At 48.5% G+C, this 19,403-nt stretch carries 13 protein-coding genes; 2 read left to right on the forward strand and 11 right to left on the reverse strand.

The window, feature by feature from the left end:
- Positions 1-135: 135 nt before the first annotated feature.
- Positions 136-675 carry a peroxiredoxin gene (locus QW71_RS18175; protein WP_039301479.1) on the reverse strand — a complete coding sequence of 180 codons (540 nt, stop codon included), beginning with the start codon at positions 673-675 and terminating at the stop codon, positions 136-138.
- 238 nt (positions 676-913) lie between these two features.
- Positions 914-1,996, reverse strand: coding sequence for a 3-isopropylmalate dehydrogenase (gene leuB / locus QW71_RS18180; protein WP_039301483.1), 1,083 nt, complete (start codon positions 1,994-1,996; stop codon positions 914-916).
- A 240-nt stretch (positions 1,997-2,236) separates the two neighbouring features.
- Here leuB and QW71_RS18185 point away from each other — a divergent pair, with 240 nt between their 5' ends.
- Positions 2,237-3,217 (forward strand): aldo/keto reductase, encoded by a 981-nt coding sequence (locus QW71_RS18185; RefSeq protein WP_039301486.1) that lies wholly within the window; start codon positions 2,237-2,239, stop codon positions 3,215-3,217.
- A 104-nt stretch (positions 3,218-3,321) separates the two neighbouring features.
- Here QW71_RS18185 and QW71_RS18190 read toward each other — a convergent pair whose 3' ends face one another.
- From QW71_RS18190 to QW71_RS18205, 4 genes are all read right to left on the reverse strand, one after another.
- Entirely contained in the window at positions 3,322-4,410 is a 1,089-nt protein-coding gene (locus QW71_RS18190) for a DUF4097 family beta strand repeat-containing protein (RefSeq protein ID WP_039301489.1), read from the reverse strand.
- Between the two features lie 19 nt (positions 4,411-4,429).
- Positions 4,430-4,927 (reverse strand): hypothetical protein, encoded by a 498-nt coding sequence (locus tag QW71_RS18195; protein WP_039301491.1) that lies wholly within the window; start codon positions 4,925-4,927, stop codon positions 4,430-4,432.
- Between the two features lie 194 nt (positions 4,928-5,121).
- Positions 5,122-5,586, reverse strand: coding sequence for a zf-HC2 domain-containing protein (locus tag QW71_RS18200; protein ID WP_039301494.1), 465 nt, complete (start codon positions 5,584-5,586; stop codon positions 5,122-5,124).
- Positions 5,583-6,125, reverse strand: a complete 543-nt coding sequence (locus QW71_RS18205) for an RNA polymerase sigma factor (protein ID WP_042134488.1) — start codon at positions 6,123-6,125, stop codon at positions 5,583-5,585. The genes QW71_RS18200 and QW71_RS18205 overlap by 4 nt, the downstream gene beginning before the upstream one ends.
- A 273-nt stretch (positions 6,126-6,398) precedes the next feature.
- Here QW71_RS18205 and QW71_RS18210 point away from each other — a divergent pair, with 273 nt between their 5' ends.
- Entirely contained in the window at positions 6,399-7,544 is a 1,146-nt protein-coding gene (locus QW71_RS18210; RefSeq protein ID WP_083442611.1) for a response regulator, read from the forward strand.
- Positions 7,545-7,646: 102 nt separating this feature from the next.
- On the opposite strand, the gene QW71_RS18215 is transcribed toward QW71_RS18210, so the two are convergent.
- The 5 genes from QW71_RS18215 to ilvB form a co-directional block, all read right to left on the reverse strand.
- Positions 7,647-14,030: a SpaA isopeptide-forming pilin-related protein gene (locus QW71_RS18215; RefSeq protein WP_160311822.1), complete on the reverse strand. Its 6,384-nt coding sequence runs from the start codon at positions 14,028-14,030 to the stop codon at positions 7,647-7,649.
- Positions 14,031-14,307: 277 nt separating this feature from the next.
- Positions 14,308-15,849: a 2-isopropylmalate synthase gene (locus tag QW71_RS18220; RefSeq protein ID WP_039301498.1), complete on the reverse strand. Its 1,542-nt coding sequence runs from the start codon at positions 15,847-15,849 to the stop codon at positions 14,308-14,310.
- Between the two features lie 105 nt (positions 15,850-15,954).
- On the reverse strand, positions 15,955-16,947 hold the full coding sequence (ilvC, locus tag QW71_RS18225; RefSeq protein ID WP_039301500.1) for a ketol-acid reductoisomerase: 993 nt from the start codon (positions 16,945-16,947) through the stop codon (positions 15,955-15,957).
- Positions 16,948-17,129: 182 nt separating this feature from the next.
- Complete coding sequence (gene ilvN, locus QW71_RS18230; protein ID WP_039301592.1) at positions 17,130-17,609, reverse strand: acetolactate synthase small subunit; 480 nt, start codon at positions 17,607-17,609, stop codon at positions 17,130-17,132.
- 5 nt (positions 17,610-17,614) lie between these two features.
- The gene (ilvB, locus tag QW71_RS18235; RefSeq protein WP_039301503.1) at positions 17,615-19,366 is read right to left on the reverse strand and encodes a biosynthetic-type acetolactate synthase large subunit; all 1,752 of its coding nucleotides are present in this window, start codon (positions 19,364-19,366) and stop codon (positions 17,615-17,617) included.
- Positions 19,367-19,403 lie beyond the last annotated feature (37 nt).

Below are 19,403 nucleotides of genomic sequence, written 5' to 3' on the forward strand. Positions count from 1 at the left end.
CCTTTACGCCCATTTTCAAACGGCTTGTCCGCTAAGGATGGGCCGTTTGGTGCAAAAAACCCCCTTGACGGGAAATACTCCCGCAAGGAGGTTCTCTTCGTATATCAAAGATCGCAGCTGATGAGGACCGGCAGCTTACAGATTCTTGTCGCCCGGTTTCCAGTTCATAGCGCACAGCCCGCCGGATTGCAGGGCCTGCAGTACACGCAGAGTTTCTTCTACACTGCGGCCTACATCATTGTGGTTAACCACTTGATATTTCAGTTCTCCGTCAGGATCGATAATGAACAATCCGCGGAGTGCGATACCTTCTTCTTCGATCAGGACGCCATAATCGCTGGCAACCTTCTTCGTGATATCAGACGCCAGCGGGAAGTTAACCGGACCAAGGCCATTCATATCCTTAGGGGTTGTCAACCAGGCTTTGTGGCTGTGGATGGAGTCGATGCTCACACCAAGAATTTCTGTATCGAGTTCTGCGAAATCAGCCGCAGCATCACTCAGTGCTGTAATTTCGGTCGGACATACAAATGTGAAATCAAGCGGATAAAAGAAGAATACAAGCCATTTGCCGCGATAGTCGGACAAGCTAACCTTACCGAAATCCTTACCGTCGCCCGTTACTGTCTCCATGAAGAAATCAGGGGCTGGTTTACCTACCAAACGTTCTGCCATTGCTTAAATCCTCCTTTGATTATGTAAGAAAAACAACTACGGTGCCGTTAGCCGGTGCAATATGCTTTTCTTGATTTTGATGGGATGGTTACATTGTTGCTGCTACAGAACAAATGTTATCATCGTACAAAATCAAAGTCAATATTACATTGATTACTTTTTTATAATTATTATAAATAAGCAACATTTTGTGAAGTTTTTCTTCTTTCTGCGTCAAAGGAGGGCATATGTGGTAGAACTAGGCTTTGCGGATAGCGGCAACAATCAGATCGCCCATCTCTGTAGTACTGATTGCCTTGCTCTTGTCTACAGCGATATCGCTGGTCCGGTGACCGGCATCGAGTACCTCTGCGACAGCTGCTTCTATGGCAGCCGCTGCCTCTTCGTAGCCGAAGGTCATGCGGAACATCAGCGCAAGCGACAGAATCGTCGCGATCGGATTCGCGAGCCCCTGGCCGGCAATATCAGGCGCAGAGCCGTGTACCGGCTCGTAGAGGCCGTAGCTGCCTTCTCCCAGTGAAGCCGAAGCCAGCATACCAATGGAACCGGTCAGCATCGCCGCTTCATCACTCAGGATATCTCCGAACATGTTCTCAGTAACAATTACATCGAAGCTCGAAGGGCGGCGCAGCAGCTGCATTGCACAGTTATCCACCAGCACATGCTCCAGCTCTACCTGCGGATATTCCGGCGCCAGTCTGTTCACTACCTCACGCCAGAGGCGCGAGGTCTCCAGCACATTCGCTTTATCGACACTGGCCAGCTTATTCCGGCGTTTGCCGGCAATCTCGAACGCCTGGCGTACAATGCGCTCTACTTCCGTTACGTTGTATACACATGTATCCACAGCTTCTTCCCCGTGTTCACCCTGACGGCGCAGCTTCTCACCGAAATAAATACCGCCTGTCAGCTCACGCACCACCATCAGGTCCGTGCCTTCCAGTACTTCCGGTTTCAGCGTTGAAGCATCCTTCAGGCAGTCGAAGACAACTGCAGGACGCAGATTGGAGAACAGACCCAGTGCTTTGCGGATACCCAGCAGTCCCGTTTCCGGACGCAGCTCCTTAGGATTGTTATCCCACTTCGGTCCGCCAACAGCTCCCAGGAGTACGGCATCTGCACTGCGGCAGATTTCCAGCGTATCCTCCGGCAGCGGTGTTCCCCGCTCGTCAATGGCAATTCCGCCGAAGAGGGCATGCTCCGTTTCAAAAGCAAAGCCGAACACTTCTTCCGTTCTTTTCAATACTTTTTCCGCTTCTGCCACAACTTCAGGTCCGATACCGTCCCCGGCAATTACGGCGATTTTCTTAACCTCGCTCATTCCTGTCACTCCTTAGGTAGTCCTGCTGCTCGCAGACATAGTTCTTCTGTATATTGTTGTATCATAACAACAGACAAAGGACAAAGATATAGATTCTATTGAACTGATAGGCGAAGCCTATAGGAGTACGGTTACCGTATCTGGCACTGATAAAAACTGCACCGCAGTTTGCTCTTGATTCTTAAGTTGTTTACAATTAGTATGCAAATGCTGTCATCTTAATGAGGGAGTGATACTAAGGTGCAATATACTAAGCTTGGCAAGTCCGGTATGAAGGTTAGCCGCCTCTGTCTGGGAACGATGAATTTCGGGCCGATTACCGACGAGAAGGAAGCCTTCCGCATCATGGATGCTGCGCTGGACGCCGGAGTCAACTTTTTTGATACCGCTAACGTATATGGTTGGGGTGAGAATTCCGGCCTGACCGAGACCATTATCGGGCGTTGGTTCAAGCAGGGCGGCGGACGCCGTGAAAAGGTTGTGCTCGCTACCAAGGTCTATGGCGCAATGAGTGACAAGCTGGATGGTCCAAACGATGAGGCCGGCCTCTCTTCTTATATTATCCGCAGGCACCTGGAAGCCTCTCTGCAGCGTCTGCAGACCGATCATATTGAACTCTACCAGATGCACCATATCGACCGCAACGTGTCGTGGGACGAGCTGTGGGGCGCCTTTGAGCTTGCTGTCAGCCAGGGCAAGATCGGTTATGTCGGCTCCAGTAACTTTGCCGGCTGGGATATTGCCGTAGCCCAGCAGGAAGCGAAGGCCCGCGGGTTCCTGGGCCTGGTATCGGAACAGCATAAATACAGCCTCACCTGCCGCCTGCCAGAGCTGGAGGTCCTGCCTGCTGCCGAGCATCTCGGTCTTGGAATTATCCCGTGGAGCCCGCTTGACGGGGGACTCCTCGGCCGCAACGCCTTGAAGAAGATCGAGGGCAGCCGCAGCGGGGGCAATTCAGAACGTGTAGAGCAGCATAAGAGCCAGCTGGAAGCCTTTGCGGAATTGAGTCTGGAACTGGGCGAACCGCAGGATAATATCGCACTGGCCTGGCTGCTGGCCAATCCTGCGGTGACGGCTCCGATTATAGGGCCGCGTACGCTGGAACAATTCGAAAGCGCGCTGCGCAGCCTGGAGATCACCCTGGACGAGTCCGTGCTGAAACGTCTGGACGAGATTTTCCCGGGACCCGGCGGTGCTGCTCCAAAGGCTTATGCTTGGTAAGCAGGGTTTAAGAACCCAGATCTGACTCGTATTCTTGTTCTATAGCAGGTCATAAAAAGAGCTGTTCACCGGCAATTATTCCGGTAAACAGCTCTTTGTGCGATTTATTGTGCTGTGTCCACCGTCACAGAACCATTGCTGGTGGACAATGTAACTTCATGGGTTCCGCTGCCAAGCACAGCTGTTCCATTGTTATCATCGCCATCCCAGGTAACATTCCCTTTAAGGGAACCATTGCTCGTATCCGCATGGATTGTCGCATCCGTAACAGCCGGCAGGCCCACTATAATCTTGCCATTGCTGGATTTCAGCTCCCAGTCGCCTGTCACCGCAGAATTGACCGTAATCTTCCCGTTGCTGCTCTTGGCAGATAAGGAGCCGTCGATATTGCCCAGTGTAATCGCCCCGTTCGAGCTGACCAGCTCCACTTTACCCTGTATATTCTGCACGGTTACTGTACCATTGCTGGTGTGAGCCTCCACGCCTCCGGTAATATCATGGATATCCATTGTCCCGTTGCTGGTGTCCACATCAATGCCGGCCGTCAGGCCGGCAGCTTCGATGGATCCGTCGCTGGTCTCTACCTGGGCGGCTAAATTCTGCGGAATGCTGACATTCAGGTAAGGAGCTTTGACATTAATTCCGAACTGGATGTTCGCGAGCCAGCCGGAATCTCCTTCCAGCTCCATGACAAGCGTGTCGCCTTCGGTCGTCACTTTCCATTTACGCTCTAGTGCGCTTGCTGCTTCACTGTCCGTATTGCCCGGCAGCTCCAGCTTTCCTTCATATTCCAGGGTGTTTCCTTGCACGCCTTCAATCTTAACCTTGCCGTCCGGCAATTCAATCCGTACACTCTTAATTTCCTGATTCACTTCTACCTTCCCGCTTACCGGGACAAGCGTTGTATTGCCCAAGATACTGCTCAGCGAACCGCCGGCCAGCACCGTCTGTGCCCCGCTTGCCGCGACAAGCACGATAATCAGTACAATCGCCCAGCCGCTCACACGGCTCTTGACATCCGATTTAATGAAGAGCCTAAGCAGCATCTCCAGCCCGAACAGAATAAGCAGTGCCGGCCAGATATAGCCCAGCGCCTCGTAAGTGATTACATCGTACTGGGCAAGTACTACAATGACCCCAATCACAATGCAGCCTATTGCGGCGGTAAAGCTGCCGATTTTCCATCTCCCCATAATTCATTTCCCCATTTCACTATACTTTAGAATTGTTCTTCAGCATTCTCAGTCCATATCCGATCAAGGCAAGAGACAGCACGATCGCCCCGATGTTCATGTCATTGAGTATTCTCCAGAGGGTTGGAAATACCGTAATGAGCATTAGCATAATACCCGCTATGACACAGCCTATGCCTACCCATACCGGATTAACATCATCATGCGGATACACCGGAGGTGCCGGCATTCCCATAGTCCAAGGTGCCCCGAAGCTATCCGGATGGAACATCATCCGCTCATGCTCAGCCGCAGAGAGCTTCATCCAGGCCGCTTTTTGCAGCGCATCGAATAGTTGATAGAACCAGAGTGCTGCCAGCGCGAACGGAAATACGGTGGGCATCGACGGAATGAACATAATACACAGCGATGCTCCAAGCATATACTCAAGACCCAGCTTTTTGAAGCCTAAATACATATGGCCCAGTCCCGGAACCATCGCCAGGAGAAAAGTGAGCCAGCGTCTTTTCTTAATCATATAATACCCTCCTAAAAGTTTTGCGGAACATCCGCTTCTCAGAACTCTCTTTACAGCAAAACTGCTTCGAAAGCATACGCTGAGTTTTGCGGAACATCCGCTTCTTCGAAATCTTCTTGCAGCAAAGCTGCTTCTATCGTACGCAGGTTTTAATTAGTATGAATTAGCCGGAAAAGCCCCTGCTGATTGTTGGATTATTTGCCTTGAGGGCCGAACCAGGCGCTGACTGAAGTGGACATTTGCCCATTAATTTCGGTAATGCCATAGGCAAGGTGTTCAAACACACCGAACTGCAGCAGGAGAAAAGTCAGCCCCACGGCAACGCCATAATGCATCCATGAGGTTCCCGGAGCGGTGCGCCGTCTGGACATTGTTGCTTTAATCACCCGTTCCCTGCGGCCATTCTCCATACGGTCAATCTGAGCCATCACATCCGCTGTAAGATCAGGGAAGTCCACAGGCTGCATTGCTTCCTGGCCAAGGCCGTCCAGCCCGGCATCCATCTCATTCCACAGCGCTGCGAGACCGCGTGCCTCTTCCAGCCATTGCGCGCAGTCGGGACAGGACAGGGCATGCAGGCGGATTGTCTGCTGCGCCTCAGGCGGCAGCTGGCCATCGATATAATGCGGCATCCATTCTTTTACTGTTGCACAATTCATCGCCATTCCTCCCCGCTTTTACGCATCATCTGTCTGGCCCGATACAGCTGCGATTCAACCGTTTTGACCGAAATTCCTTTCTGATCGGCAATCTCCTGATACGAGTGTCGCTGAAAATAGTACAGCTGCACAACCGACCGGTACGGCTCTGTCAGACTGTTCAAATTCTCACCGAGCTCCTGGGAGGCTTCCTTGCGGAGCGCCGCCTGCTCAGGTGTTTGCGAAGTCACCCAATCATTCTCCGTGTAGTCCGCAGTGCTCCGGTGCCGCCATTCCCGGTCATTGGCCCGTTTCCAGTCCAGACAGGTCCGGTAAGCAATCCGGTACAGCCATGTGGAGAATGAAGACTGTCCTCTGAAGGAGGGAAGAGCCTTATAGGCCTTGATGAAGACTTCCTGGGCCATATCCTTGGCCGACTCGGCTTCTCCTGTAATTTTGATGCATACACTGTATACCATGCCCTGATAACGTGTCACCAGATGCCCGAAGGCCTGATGCTCTCCGCTGAGCACAGCAGTAATCCACTCCGTCTCTTCCAAGTAATTCTCCCCTCCTTCAGTTACATAACGTTAGACGCCGGGCAGGCTGATCCCCCTGCAGGACATGCGAAATTTTTTTAATATAATTTTTGTAGTCTATTTTACTTTACTATATCCTACATGGGGCTTATCCTCTACAGAAAGGGAAATTCCTTTTTCTTGTCGAATTCATTTATCATCATGGCTAGGCAGCATTCAAATAGAAACGGCTGCTCCTCCTTAAGAGGATGTTATCCGTTTCAGCGATAAAGATAAGGAAAGCGGTGGACAGAAATGATTCGAGCTATGCTAGTGGATGATGAACGGCTTGCACTTATTAAACTTCAGCTCATGCTTGAAGAATTAACGTCAGTACAGATCCTTGCCGCCTTTACAGACCCTTATGAAGCGGTAAAAGCAGCACCGGAGCTGGACCCGGAAGTTATTTTCCTGGATATTGATATGCCCGAGATGAATGGAGTTCAAGCTGGTGAAATCCTGCAGAATCTTTGCCCCCGTGCCAAAATCATATTTGTGACTGCATATAATAACTACGCTGTAGATGCTTTTGAGCTAAACGCGCTTGATTATGTATTGAAGCCGGTAAGCAGAAGCAGGCTGGTGAAGACTATTCAGCGTCTGGAGGAACGGATAGAGCTGGAGCCCGACAAGAAAATTACAGATCATCAAATCATGATCCGCAGCCTCCAGTCCCTGCGTTTCGAGCGCGGCGGACAGCCGCTAAGCAATATCCGCTGGCGTACCTCGAAAGCCCAGGAGCTGTTTGCTTATCTTTTTCATAACCGTAACCGGTTTGTCAGCAAGGATAGCCTGATCGACCTCCTGTGGCCTGATTTCAATCTCAAAAAAGCCTCAACCCACCTGTACACTACTATTTATCAAGTAAGGCAGTGCTTGAAGCAGGGAGAAATCGATCTGCCCATCAATAATGTCAGCGGCGGAGAAGGCTATACCCTGGAGACCGGAGGCGCTTTAATCGACAGCTACGAATGGGAGAAAGGCCTTCTTACTCTGGAGCCGGTCAGCGCTGGCAATATTCAAGAGCATCAGCGTCTGCTGGATTTCTACACTGGTGATTATTTGGCCGACTACGATTATTTATGGGCTGAGAGTGAACGTCAGCGGCTCCGGACGATCTGGCTGCATCATGCACTGAGTCTGGCAGCGTTCTATATAGAGACCAGCAAACTCCCGGAGGCTGTTACGATATATCAGCGTATTGTCCGTCTTCAGCCTTATTTCGAACAGGGATATTTCGGACTTATGAAAACGTATGATATCATCGGTGAACGCTCAGGGGTCGAGGAGCAATATAACACGATGACAGCTCTTTGGAACGGGGAACTGGGAATCGGCCTGCCGGCAAATATAACCCGGTGGTACGAGGAATGGAAGCAGCATAATTTCAGAAGTCTGTGAATTAATCTTCTGCTGAATATAAGAACAAGACAACCCGCCCGTAGCATTTGCTTCGGGCGGGTTGTCTGTATACCAATGTAACCTTGCTTATGCTGTCACTTATTACTCCGGTTTATTGCGTGTCTTGAATCTCTGTGCCAGGATAATTCCCAGAACGATCAGTCCCCCACCCATCAGATACAATGGAAGCGGGCTTTCTTCGCCTGTCTTAGGGAGATCTCCAGGCAGGCCATCTTCACCGGAGGTTGTGTCAGTTACCGTACCTGTCGGCACTTCGTCAACACCCACCTCAATAATGATATCCTGATCATTGCCGTCTTCATCCGTTACAGTAATGGTGAACTCATCCTTGCCGGTATATCCCGGATCAGGAGTATAAGTCCATTTGCCGTCTGGTGTAACGACTACTGTACCATGTGACGGTTCCACACTAATGCTTGGAATGCCGCCCAGCGGAATTTCCCCATCGATTGGAATATCCTCAACAGTAGTTGCTAACGTAGCCTGTGGCGTCGGTGTGCTGCTTACTGCAGGTGCAGTAGGACTTAAGGTCGCTATTGGTGTAGGTCCCGGTGTAAACGTTACGCCAGGTACTCCTGTTGCGGAAGGACCTGGTGTACTAGTTACACCTGGCGTTACCGTACTAACCGGAGTAGGTGTTGGAGTAACCACCGGATTCGTTCCGGGCGCTCCTGTCGGTGCCGGTATGTCTTTATTCGTAATTGGGGCCAGCACCTTTTGTACCTTCGAATCAATTATGATGCTGCGCTCCGTTGAATCCAAATAATAGCCGGTTGGAGCCACGGTTTCCTGCAGTGTGTATACTCCAAGCTTCAAATCCTTAAATTCAATCTCACCATTCACGTTGGTAATCCCCGTTGCAACTACGCTCTTGCTGGAATCATAAAGCTTAAACTCAGCCCCGGCAAGCTTTCTCGCTGCGTTACCTTCGGCAATCTTAACGAGCTTGATTGAACCCAAGGTCTCATGGTTCGTGATTGGTGCTAATACCTGCTGCACCTTTGAATTAATCGTAATAGTGCGCTCCGTTGGATCAAGATCATATCCTGTGGGCGCCTTGGTTTCCTCTATAGTATACGTACCCAGCTTCAAATCATTGAATTCAATTTCACCATTCGCATTCGTAGTGCCTGTTGCTACCACAATCTTACTAGAATTCGTGAGCTTGAATTCTGCTCCCGCAAGCTTTTTCGTCGCGTCAGCGGCGTCTACTTTAATGAGTTTGAGTGAACCTAAGGTTTCTTGGTTTGTAATTGGAGCCAGCACCTGCTGGGCTTTCACAGTGATTGTGACGTCCTTCGGCTTTGAATCCAATTCATACCCGGCCGGAGCCTTTGTTTCTTCCAGCGTGTACGTACCCAGCTTCAAATCATCGAACACAATTTCACCGTTCGCATTGGTAGTCTTCGTCGCTACCACAATATTGCTGGAATTTGTGAGCTTGAACTCTGCTCCCGTAAGCTTTTTCGTCGCGTCTGTGGCGTCTATCTTAACTAGCTTGAGCGAACCTAAGGTTTCTTGGTTTGTAATTGGAGCCAGTACCTGCCGGGCCTTCTCGCTGATTGTGATGTTATGCACTGTCCCATCCAGATCATATCCGGCTGGAGCTTCGGTTTCCTGCAATGTGTACTCGCCTAGCTTCAAATCATTAAATACCAGTTCACCATTAACATTGGTGGTGCCTGTTACTATAGCACCGCTGCTGGAATTCGTGAGCTTGAACTCTGCTCCGGCAAGCTTTTTCGTCGCGTCAGCAGCGTCTACCTTGATGAGCTTAAGTGAACCCAGGGTTTCCACGTTCTTAATCGGAGCCAGTACCTTCTGTACATTGGAATCAATCGTGATATTCTGTGGTGTTCCATCCAAGTCATATCCGGCTGGAGCCGCCGTCTCCTCCAGGGTATAGACTCCGACCTTCAAATTATCGAATACAACTTCACCGCTGGCATTGGTAGTCTTTGTTCCTACCACAACCTTGCTGGAATTCGTGAGCTTGAATACAGCTCCTTCAAGCTTCTTCGTCCCGTCAGTTGCATCGACCTTAACAAACTTAATCGAGCCGATGGTTTCTATATTCACAATTGGGGTCAGAACAAGCTGATCCTTCGAAGTAATCTTGACATTGCGTACCCTTGCATCCAAATCATATCCGTATGGGGCCTTGGTTTCCACCAGGGTATAGTCCCCAAGATTCAGATCAGAGAATTCAATTTCACCATCGGCATTCGTAACACCCGTCAACGCCACATTTGTGCTGGTATTCGTGAGTCTGAACTCTGCTCCGGCAAGCTTTTTATTCACATTATTATAATCTACCTTACTTATCTTGAGTGAGCCCAAGGTTTTGGTATTCTTAATTGGGTCCAGCACCAGCTGATCCTTTGAATCAATCTTGATATTGCGTACTGTTTCATCTAAATCATATCCGGTTGGAGCAATAACCTCCACCAGCTTGTAATTTCCGAACTTCAAATCACCGAATACAATTTCACCATTTTCTTCGGTAATAGCTGAGGCAACAAAAGCATTGTTACCGGCGTTATACAAATCGAACTTTGCTCCTGAGAGCTTCTTCGTTCCGTCAGCTGTATCTACCTTAACGAACTTGAGTGAGCCCGTGGATGCTTTATTTGGTATTGCATTCAGAACAAGCTGTGTCTTGGAATCAATCTTGACATCACGCACCGTCCCATCCAGCTCATACCCGGTCGGTGGTACGGTTTCCTTCAGAGTGTAAGTTCCAAGATTCAGATTAGTAAATATGACTTCACCATTACTATTAGAAGTAGCTTCTTTAACCAGAACATTGCTGATATAATAAAGCCCAAACTTTGCTCCCTCAAGCTTCTTAGTGGCATCAGCTGCATCCACCTTTATAAACTTGAGTGACCCCAAGGTTGTTGTATTCGTTACCTGCAGCGTCTGCTGATCCTTTGAGGTAATTAAAATATCGCGTATTGTCCCATCCAGATCATACCCGGCCGGAGCTTTGACTTCCTCCAGTTTATATGTTGCAACCTTCAAATTCGGGAAAATAATCTCACCACTGGCATTGGTAGTTGCTGCTGCAACCTGAACACCGCTGGTATTGTTCAGCTCAAACTTGGCTCCTTCCAGCTTCTTTCCGGAGACGGCATCTACCTTAATGATCTTAAGTGAGCCTATAGTTGCTGTATTCTTGATAGGCTCCAGCACCTTCTGCACTTCGGAGTCAATCTTTACACTCAACATCGTACTATCCAGATCATATCCATACGGAGCTGTTACTTCTTTAATGAAATAATCTCCGAATTTCAAATTAGCGAATATAGCTTCGCCGTTAGTACTGGTAGTGGCAAATTTATTCAATGAAACTTTGCTGGAATTAAACAACTCAAACTTTGCACCTGTAAGCTTCTTGGTCGCATCATCTTTATCCACTTTGATCAGCTTAAGTGAGCCGTAAGGATCATTCGTTACAGTCAGTGGAACGGCTGTTGTTGAATTGATGGTAACCAGACGCGCTGTAGTATCGAGTATATAACCTGTTGGTGCCTTGGTTTCCTTCAGGACATATTTACCAAGCATCAAATTCGGGAATTCAATTACACCATTCGCATCACTTGAGAATGTCCCTGGAACAGTAACCAAATCCGCACCTACTTTACGCTGCAAGGAGAACTGGGCTCCGGACAGAGCTTTCGTACTGTCCGTATTCATTTTGGTCAGCTTGAGCGCGCCTCTAATCCCGCTGCCCGTACCCCCGCTCTCACTAATCCAAACGCTGTCGTTGGTTGAGGTCGATTTATTTACCTGCGTATAACCCGTTCCGCTGAAAGCTACGGAATTAGTTACGTTTACTGTTCCTACCGCAGTAATTGCAGATTGATAATTGAGCACATAAGGTTCAGCAATAGGCTTTAAAAACACCAGCTTAAAGCTGTCATTACCACTGGAGTCTGTAATGATATCGAGTGCATAGTCTTTCCCCTTTTCCAACGTGGTAGAAGTTGGGGTCACGTCGCCATTTGGCTTGATTGTAGTTGTAAAGAGCTTGAAGCTATCCGGCAGCAGCACCTGATTTGTACTTGGAGTATCCAGAATCTGTACACCACTCACCTTGGACTGATTCGCATTTATTATCAATTGCCAGTTTACGAGCGTATTATCAGAACTATCCACAGCTCCGGATTTCACTATATATTGACCGCCATTTTTAACAGATGCGTCCCCAGTTAAAGCATTAGATGCCGCATTATTCGGTGCCCTATACAACGTAGCAGTATTAGTGACTTTATCCAGACTGATATCATCCCCAACAAACTTTGTTTTGAAAACAACATAGAAGGCATAGTTAACTGCTCCTGAGAATTCAACCTTAAGCTTTCTTCCGCCGTCAGTTAAACTTGCAGTGTAGCCGGTAGTTATAGGGTCTCCTTTTACTGCAGTCCCTGTGTTATTATAATTCAGCTCATATAGCTTAACAGAGCTAACGTCAGTAATAGGGTCGGCCCCTACCATTTGCTGGCTTGCCGGAAGCGTGTCAATTAACATTGTGCCTGCAGGCAGACTTCTCTTGTTATAGTTCGCTCCAACTTCCCAGGTAATTTCTTTATTTAATACATCATAGCTGCCTGTCTTCATGCCGTTATTCTTAACTTTGATATCAGGATCGAATTTGCCTTTAGAGGTATACGGTGCGCCTGATGTATTCTCATCCCAGACCATGGATGCAGTATTTTCGAAAACTGTACCGCTTGTTAAGCTGTAAAAATCAAAATTGGTAGTGTACGTAACTGTATAAGCCTGATTGATTTCTTTTAAAAATTTCATTTTAAAGCCGTCATCTTTACTGAAGGTATTAGTCCCAACCGGGATTAGTTCATAATCAGTCCCCTTAATAAGTGAAGGAGAAACAGCCGGCTCCCCAATTAGCTTCAGCCCACCGAGATTAAACGTATCCGTCAATACCAGATTGGTCATTGTTTTCTTGTCTTCATTGATTTTAATTGTCCATTTTACGGTTTTATTCGCGTAATCTACATCATAACCGTTCTGTTTAGTCAAAATTTGCTGAGCGGTATTAACGTCAGCCGTTTTCTTTATCCCATTATAATTAACCTCATTAGTAATGGTCTGTTTATCGTATACACGGCTGGCCGCTTTCGTTTTGTATACAATCCGGTATGCGGATTGTATATCATTATTAAATTTGATTTGGAAACCTTTCTGATTATCAGCTCTGTCAGTTAAAGTGGTTACAGTATAATCCGTATCTCTTACTAAAGTTCCGTCATTCGTAGCGGTTCCGGTTGAGCTGATCTTCATTTTGTAAATAACAATTGAACCATCCACCAAATCTTGGGTTTTATTGAAATAGTCCTTCAGAACAGCTTTATCTGCCGTAATTGCTTTCTCATTGTAATTATATCTGATTTCCCAGTTAATGGTTTCCTCAGCTAGATTATATGAACCGCCTATCTTCTCCAGGGTCTGGCCTAGCTGAATTCCGACTGATCCGGTTGCCTCGCCTTGGCTGGCACCATTATCAGTGAGTTTGGCTTTATTAGTATAGGTCGTCTGCTCCGTAACCGGAAGCTTCGTCGTAAATTTCACCCGGTAAGCTTCACTGACCGGATTATTAAATTTAAGATTTAATTGGGTGCTGTCACTGCCTTCCGTGCTGTAAAGCCCCGTGCTGACTGGCTGACTGCCCTGGGTCAAATCCCCGTTAATATTTACCGCGAGCGGATATACAGCGATCGAAGAGAGATCCAACTCCTGGCCATCCAGCATCGGATCTGTAATTGCTGCATCGCTGAGCTTATTTAAAAGCGTGTTGACATCTACCGTCCACTCAATCTTATTCGCATTATATTTTTGCGGCAGAGGTATTCCTGATTTAGTGATAATATCCCCCTTAGCAGGTTTAATGTGAATGGTAATTTCGTTATTAGCATTCCCAGCGATCGGGAAAGGAAGCACCTGTACCGTGCTGCCGGTGGTTCTGGTTTGACTGAGTTTGAGTTGAACCCAGAAGGTACCTTTAATTTGTGAGTAATAATCACTAATGTTGTTGAAATTAAAAATAACTAAGTTGTCAGTTTTTACTGTATAAGTTCCAACATCACCAGTCGGGGACTCGCTGAAGACCAGCGGCCCTTTCATTTCTTTGTCAATTTGAAATTGATCAGGGAGCTTATAGGTATACGTAGCATTCCCCTTATAGATCGGATTGTTATCTTCATCCTCCGGAAGCTCATAGGTTAGATCAAGCCTAATGGTAGAATCGATCTTATATACGGTATCTGTTACCTGTGTGCCATCACTTTCGTACACGGATAATGTCACGCTTTTCACAATATTTTCAGTGATTTGAGTATCATTTGCATCCGCATTTACATTGGTGAAGAAACCCATTGCATGAGCGAAAGATGTTACAAACAGTATTATTCCAAGCCCCAGTGCCCATTTTTTCTTTTTCATTAATCTCAAGACCTCTCCCTCTTTCATATGTATATTTCTCCATTTCTCACTCCAATTTCCTAAAAACCGCTTAGTATTGACAAAGTAAGTGCCAAAAGGCGTGATTATGACAAGATAAATTGTAACTAAAGTCACTGATAAATCACTGACAAACCGCTGATAAACTCATAAACCCCCTAAGAAAAACAAAAAAAGCCATTGGGTCAGCAGAATGTTCTGCTGGCCCAATGGCTTAAACTCAGGTTTTAATTTAGTGTAAAGCTACTATATATATCGTTTACAGGCTGGCTTGGTCAGCCGGGAGCAGCGTCTTACGCTTCTCAATCAGCTTGTTCAGTGCATCCAGATAGGCTCTGGCACTCGCTTCCAGGATATCGGTACTGAGTCCGCGGCCCTGCGCTGCGATCTCGCCTTGGGACAGCACAACATGAACCTCACCCTGCGCGTCTTTGCCTCTGCTGACTGCCTTGATCGAATAGTCGCCCAAGGTGACTTCTTCACCAGTAGCCTGATCAATGGCGTTATAGATCGCATCTACGGAACCATTGCCCTCGGCAACTGCCACAATCGGCTGCGGCTCCTGCCCGTTAATAATAACTTTGGCCGTTGGCGTAGCTTCATTACCATAAGTCACATATATCGTCTGGAGGCTGAAGGTCTCCGGTGTATCGATCAGCTTCTCTTCCAGAAGAGCCAGAATATCCTCATCCGAGACTTCCTTCTTCTTGTCCGCCAGATCCTTGAACTTGGCAAAAGCGGCATTCAGCTCTTCCTCCGGGACGTCATAGCCCAGATCACTGAGCTTGTCGCGGAAGGCATGGCGTCCGGAGTGCTTGCCAAGCACCAGCTTACTTTCTTTGAGGCCTATCGTTTCAGGTGTCATGATCTCGTAGGTTGTCTTCTCCTTCAGCATGCCATCCTGATGAATACCGGATTCATGGGCGAAGGCGTTGGCACCGACGATGGCTTTATTCCCGGGCACTACCATCCCGGTCAGCTTGCTGACCAAGCGGCTGGTACGGGATATTTCGGACAGGACCAGTGAAGTTTTGGCGTCAAAAAATTCGCTGCGGGTCTCAAGCGCCAGCGCTACCTCTTCAATAGCTGTATTTCCTGCCCGCTCACCAATGCCGTTAATCGTCCCTTCGATCTGATCCGCACCATTCTGAATGGCAGCAAGCGTATTAGCGGTAGCCATCCCCAGATCATTATGACAATGTGCACTGAGCTGTACCCGTTCGATATCCGGCACCGTATCCTTCAGGAATTTGAAAATCGCTCCGTATTCCGAAGGATTCAAATAGCCCACAGTATCAGGAATGTTCACCACATTGGCTCCTTCACGGATCGCCATCGACACCATTTCAGCCATGAAATCACGTTCTGTCCGGCCGGCATCCTCCAAAGAGAACTCCAGCTTGGGGAAATATTTCTTGGCATAACGGATAGCCGACTGCGCAGTTTCCAGTACCTGTGCTTTATCCATACGGAGCTTGTGCTGGCGGTGAATCGGTGATGTAGCAAGGAAAATATGAATACAAGGATCCTGTGCTCCCTGCAGCGCTTCCTTAACCGCATCGATATCACTCTCTCTGGAACGGGAGAGGCCAATCAAAGTGACGTTCTTCACGGCTCTGGCCACTGCGTTAACCGCAGCCAGATCTCCGGGCGATGCCGCAGGGAATCCGGCTTCCATCCGGTCAATTCCCAGCTTCTCCAGCTGATAGGCGATTTCCACCTTCTCGCGTGTGTTGAGGTTCACACCCGGTGACTGCTCTCCGTCACGCAGCGTCGTGTCGAACACATATATTTTCCGCATGCTGAGCACCTCCTGCAAATTGTCCATAAATCCCCAAATGCGGCTCGCAAAATTACGGCCGCATCTGAGAATCACCTATGGTTCATGTAGTCTTAAGTATATGTCCTATTTCTTAATCCAGTGCATCATTTCACGCAGCTGGCTTCCTACCACTTCTACCGGATGAGCGGCTTCGTTGCGGCGGGTAGCTGTCAGGAAGGCACGGCCGGATTGGTTCTCAAGGATAAAGTCGCGGGCGAATTTACCTTGTTGAATATCGGACAGCACTTCTTTCATTGCTTTTTTGGTTTCATCCGTGATGATGCGTGGTCCGGTTACATAATCACCGTATTCAGCTGTGTTACTGATGGAATCGCGCATAGTGGCAAGTCCGCCTTCATACACCAGGTCCACGATCAATTTCATTTCATGCAGACACTCGAAGTAAGCCATCTCAGGAGCATAACCGGCTTCTGTCAGTGTTTCGAATCCGGCTTTGATCAGTGCGGATACACCGCCGCAGAGGACAGCTTGTTCACCGAACAAATCTGTTTCTGTTTCTTCGCGGAAGGAAGTTTCGATAACTCCTGCACGGGTACAGCCGATACCTTTGGCATATGCAAGTCCGATCGCCTTGGCATTACCAGTTGCATCCTGTTCGATGGCGATCAGGCCGGGAACTCCGAAGCCTTCAACATAAGTACGGCGAACCATGTGGCCCGGGGACTTAGGTGCTACCAGCAGCACGTCTGCATCCTTAGGAGCAACAATTTGACCAAAATGTACGTTAAAACCGTGGGAGAACATCAGAGCCGCGCCGTTCTTCAGGTTCGGTTCAATTTCATTCTTATATACGGATGCCTGTGTTTCGTCCGGCATGAGAATCTGCACTACATCTGCACGGGATACTGCTTCTGCTACAGACAATACTTCAAAACCGTCATTCTTGGCAGTTTCAAAGGATTTGCCTTCACGCAGGCCGATGACAACCTGAAGTCCACTGTCACGCAAGTTCTGTGCCTGAGCATGCCCTTGGCTTCCGTACCCGATTACTGCAATTGTCTTTCCTTTTAATACGCTAAGTTCTGCATCCTGTTCATAGTACGTTGTAACTGCCATTGTCAATATCCTCCTTTAATTTGGACCCATCGTAAAGAGCGGGTGCTTCAAGAGCGCGGGGCTTCCTTACCTATGCATTGGCGTGCTCCTCAAGCCCCCGCTCTTTCGCGGGAAAGCCTAACCATATCTTAATAAATTAATGCAAGCAAGCAGTAATTCGTTAAAGCTGTAAATTGTGACGATCACGCATTGCCGCGGATCATCGCCGTTACACCTGTTCGTGACAGTTCCTTAATGCCATAAGGCTTCAGCAGCTCAATCATAGCATCAATTTTTTGGGTCTCTCCTACCACCTGTACTAGTAAGCTTGTTGTTCCGATATCCACTACCGAGGCCCGGAAGGTTTCGACAACACCCATAATCTCAGGCCGCTCAGCCGGATCAGCCTTGACCTTAATCAACGCGAGCTCACGGGCAACCATGGGCTTGGAGCCAAGATCTATAACCTTGATGACATCAATCAGCTTATAGAGCTGCTTCTCAATCTGCTCAAGCGTATGCTGGTCTCCAAGAGTAACGATAACCATCCGGGACAGCCCAATCTCTTCAGACTGTCCTACAGTAATACTCTCAATATTGAACCCCCGGCGGCCGAACAGTCCGGATACCCGCTGCAGCACACCTGGCTGGTCATTTACAAGCACGGAAATCGTATGTCTCATCACCGCTATTCATCCCCCATCAGCATTTGATCAATGGTTGACCCTTGGGTTACCATCGGGTAGACATTCTCGTCTTTAGGGACAACGAATTCTACCAGGACGGGTCCAGGTGTTTCCAGGGCTTCTTTCCACGCGGCTCCGGCTTCCTCTTTATTCGTAGCCCGCAGACCCTTAACTCCGTAAGCTTCAGCCAATTTCACAAAATCCGGACTGCCGGCAAGATCGGTATAGCTGTAACGCTTCTCATAGATGAGATTCTGCCATTGCCGGACCATTCCCAGTACCTGATTGTTAATTACAACGATTTTGACCGGAATCTTATTAATCGCACAAATCGCAAGTTCCTGTGAACACATCTGCATGCCGCCGTCACCATTAATGGAGACTACCAGCCGCTCCGGATGTGCCATTTGCGCCCCGATTGCCGCAGGGAAGCCGAAGCCCATTGTACCAAGACCACCCGAAGTAATCCATGCGCGCGGGTGATTGAATTTGTAATATTGTGCAGCCCACATCTGGTGCTGTCCTACGTCAGTAGTAACAATTGCCTCGCCTTTAGTGGTGTCATTAATCATTTGAATCACCCATTGCGGTTTCAGCTCTGACTCTGAATCTTTATAACGCAGCGGCTGATCCAGCTTCCACTGGGCGATTTGCGTTCTCCAGGCATCCGCATTCGCGGCCCGCTTAACATCAGGAATCAGCATTTCCAGCACGGTTTTGACATCGCCAACGATCGGAATATCAGGCGATACATTCTTGCCGATCTCCGCCGGATCGATGTCGATATGAACAATCTTGGCTTTAGGAGCGAAACCATCCAGCTTACCGGTTACACGGTCATCAAACCGGGCACCGATATTAATCAGCAGGTCGCATTGTTGAATCGCATTGTTCGCTGTATAGGTACCGTGCATGCCCGGCATTCCCATCCACAGATCCTCCGCACTCGGATAACAGCCCAGACCCAGCAGTGTTGTAGTAATAGGAATTTCTGTACGCTTCACGAATTCATACATGGCCTCATGCGCTCCGGAGTAAATGACCCCGCCGCCAGCAATAATAATCGGACGCTCTGCAGCAGCAATGGCCTTCACCAGCTTATCGAGCTGAAGCTTGTTAGGCACCGTGCGCGGGTTGTAGCCGCGAAGGTTAACGCCTTGCTGCTGAACCGGAGTGAACAATGTCTTCGCAGCCGATACATCCTTCGGAATATCAATCAGCACCGGACCTTTGCGTCCCGTATTCGCGATATGGAAAGCCTCATGAATAATTCGCGGCAGGTCTTCAACATCCCGTACCAGATAGCTGTGCTTCGTAATCGGCATCGTTATACCGGTAATATCCGCTTCCTGAAAAGCATCTGTGCCGATCAGGCTGGAGAATACGTTCCCGGTGATTACCACCAGCGGAACAGAGTCCATGAATGCAGTTGCAATTCCTGTTACCAGATTGGTTGCCCCCGGGCCTGAAGTGGCGATACATACGCCTGCTTTGCCGCTCGCTCTGGCATATCCGTCAGCCGCATGAATCGCTCCCTGCTCATGGCGTGTCAGAATATGTTTGAAATCATCGAATCCATAAAGAGCATCATAGATATAGAGTACAGCCCCGCCCGGATATCCGAATACAGTATCCACACCTTCCAGTACTAGACTGCGCAGCAGGACTTCGGACCCTGTAATCACCTCAGGATTTTTCCATTTCTCACGTAACTGCTCTATAGACCGCACTTCTTCCGGTAATTGCGCGCTCATCAGTATTCCTCCCTTCGATTGTTCACATTCATTATTC

It is taken from the genome of Paenibacillus sp. IHB B 3415 (assembly GCF_000802655.2).
GTDB lineage: Bacteria > Bacillota > Bacilli > Paenibacillales > Paenibacillaceae > Paenibacillus_AQ > Paenibacillus_AQ phytohabitans.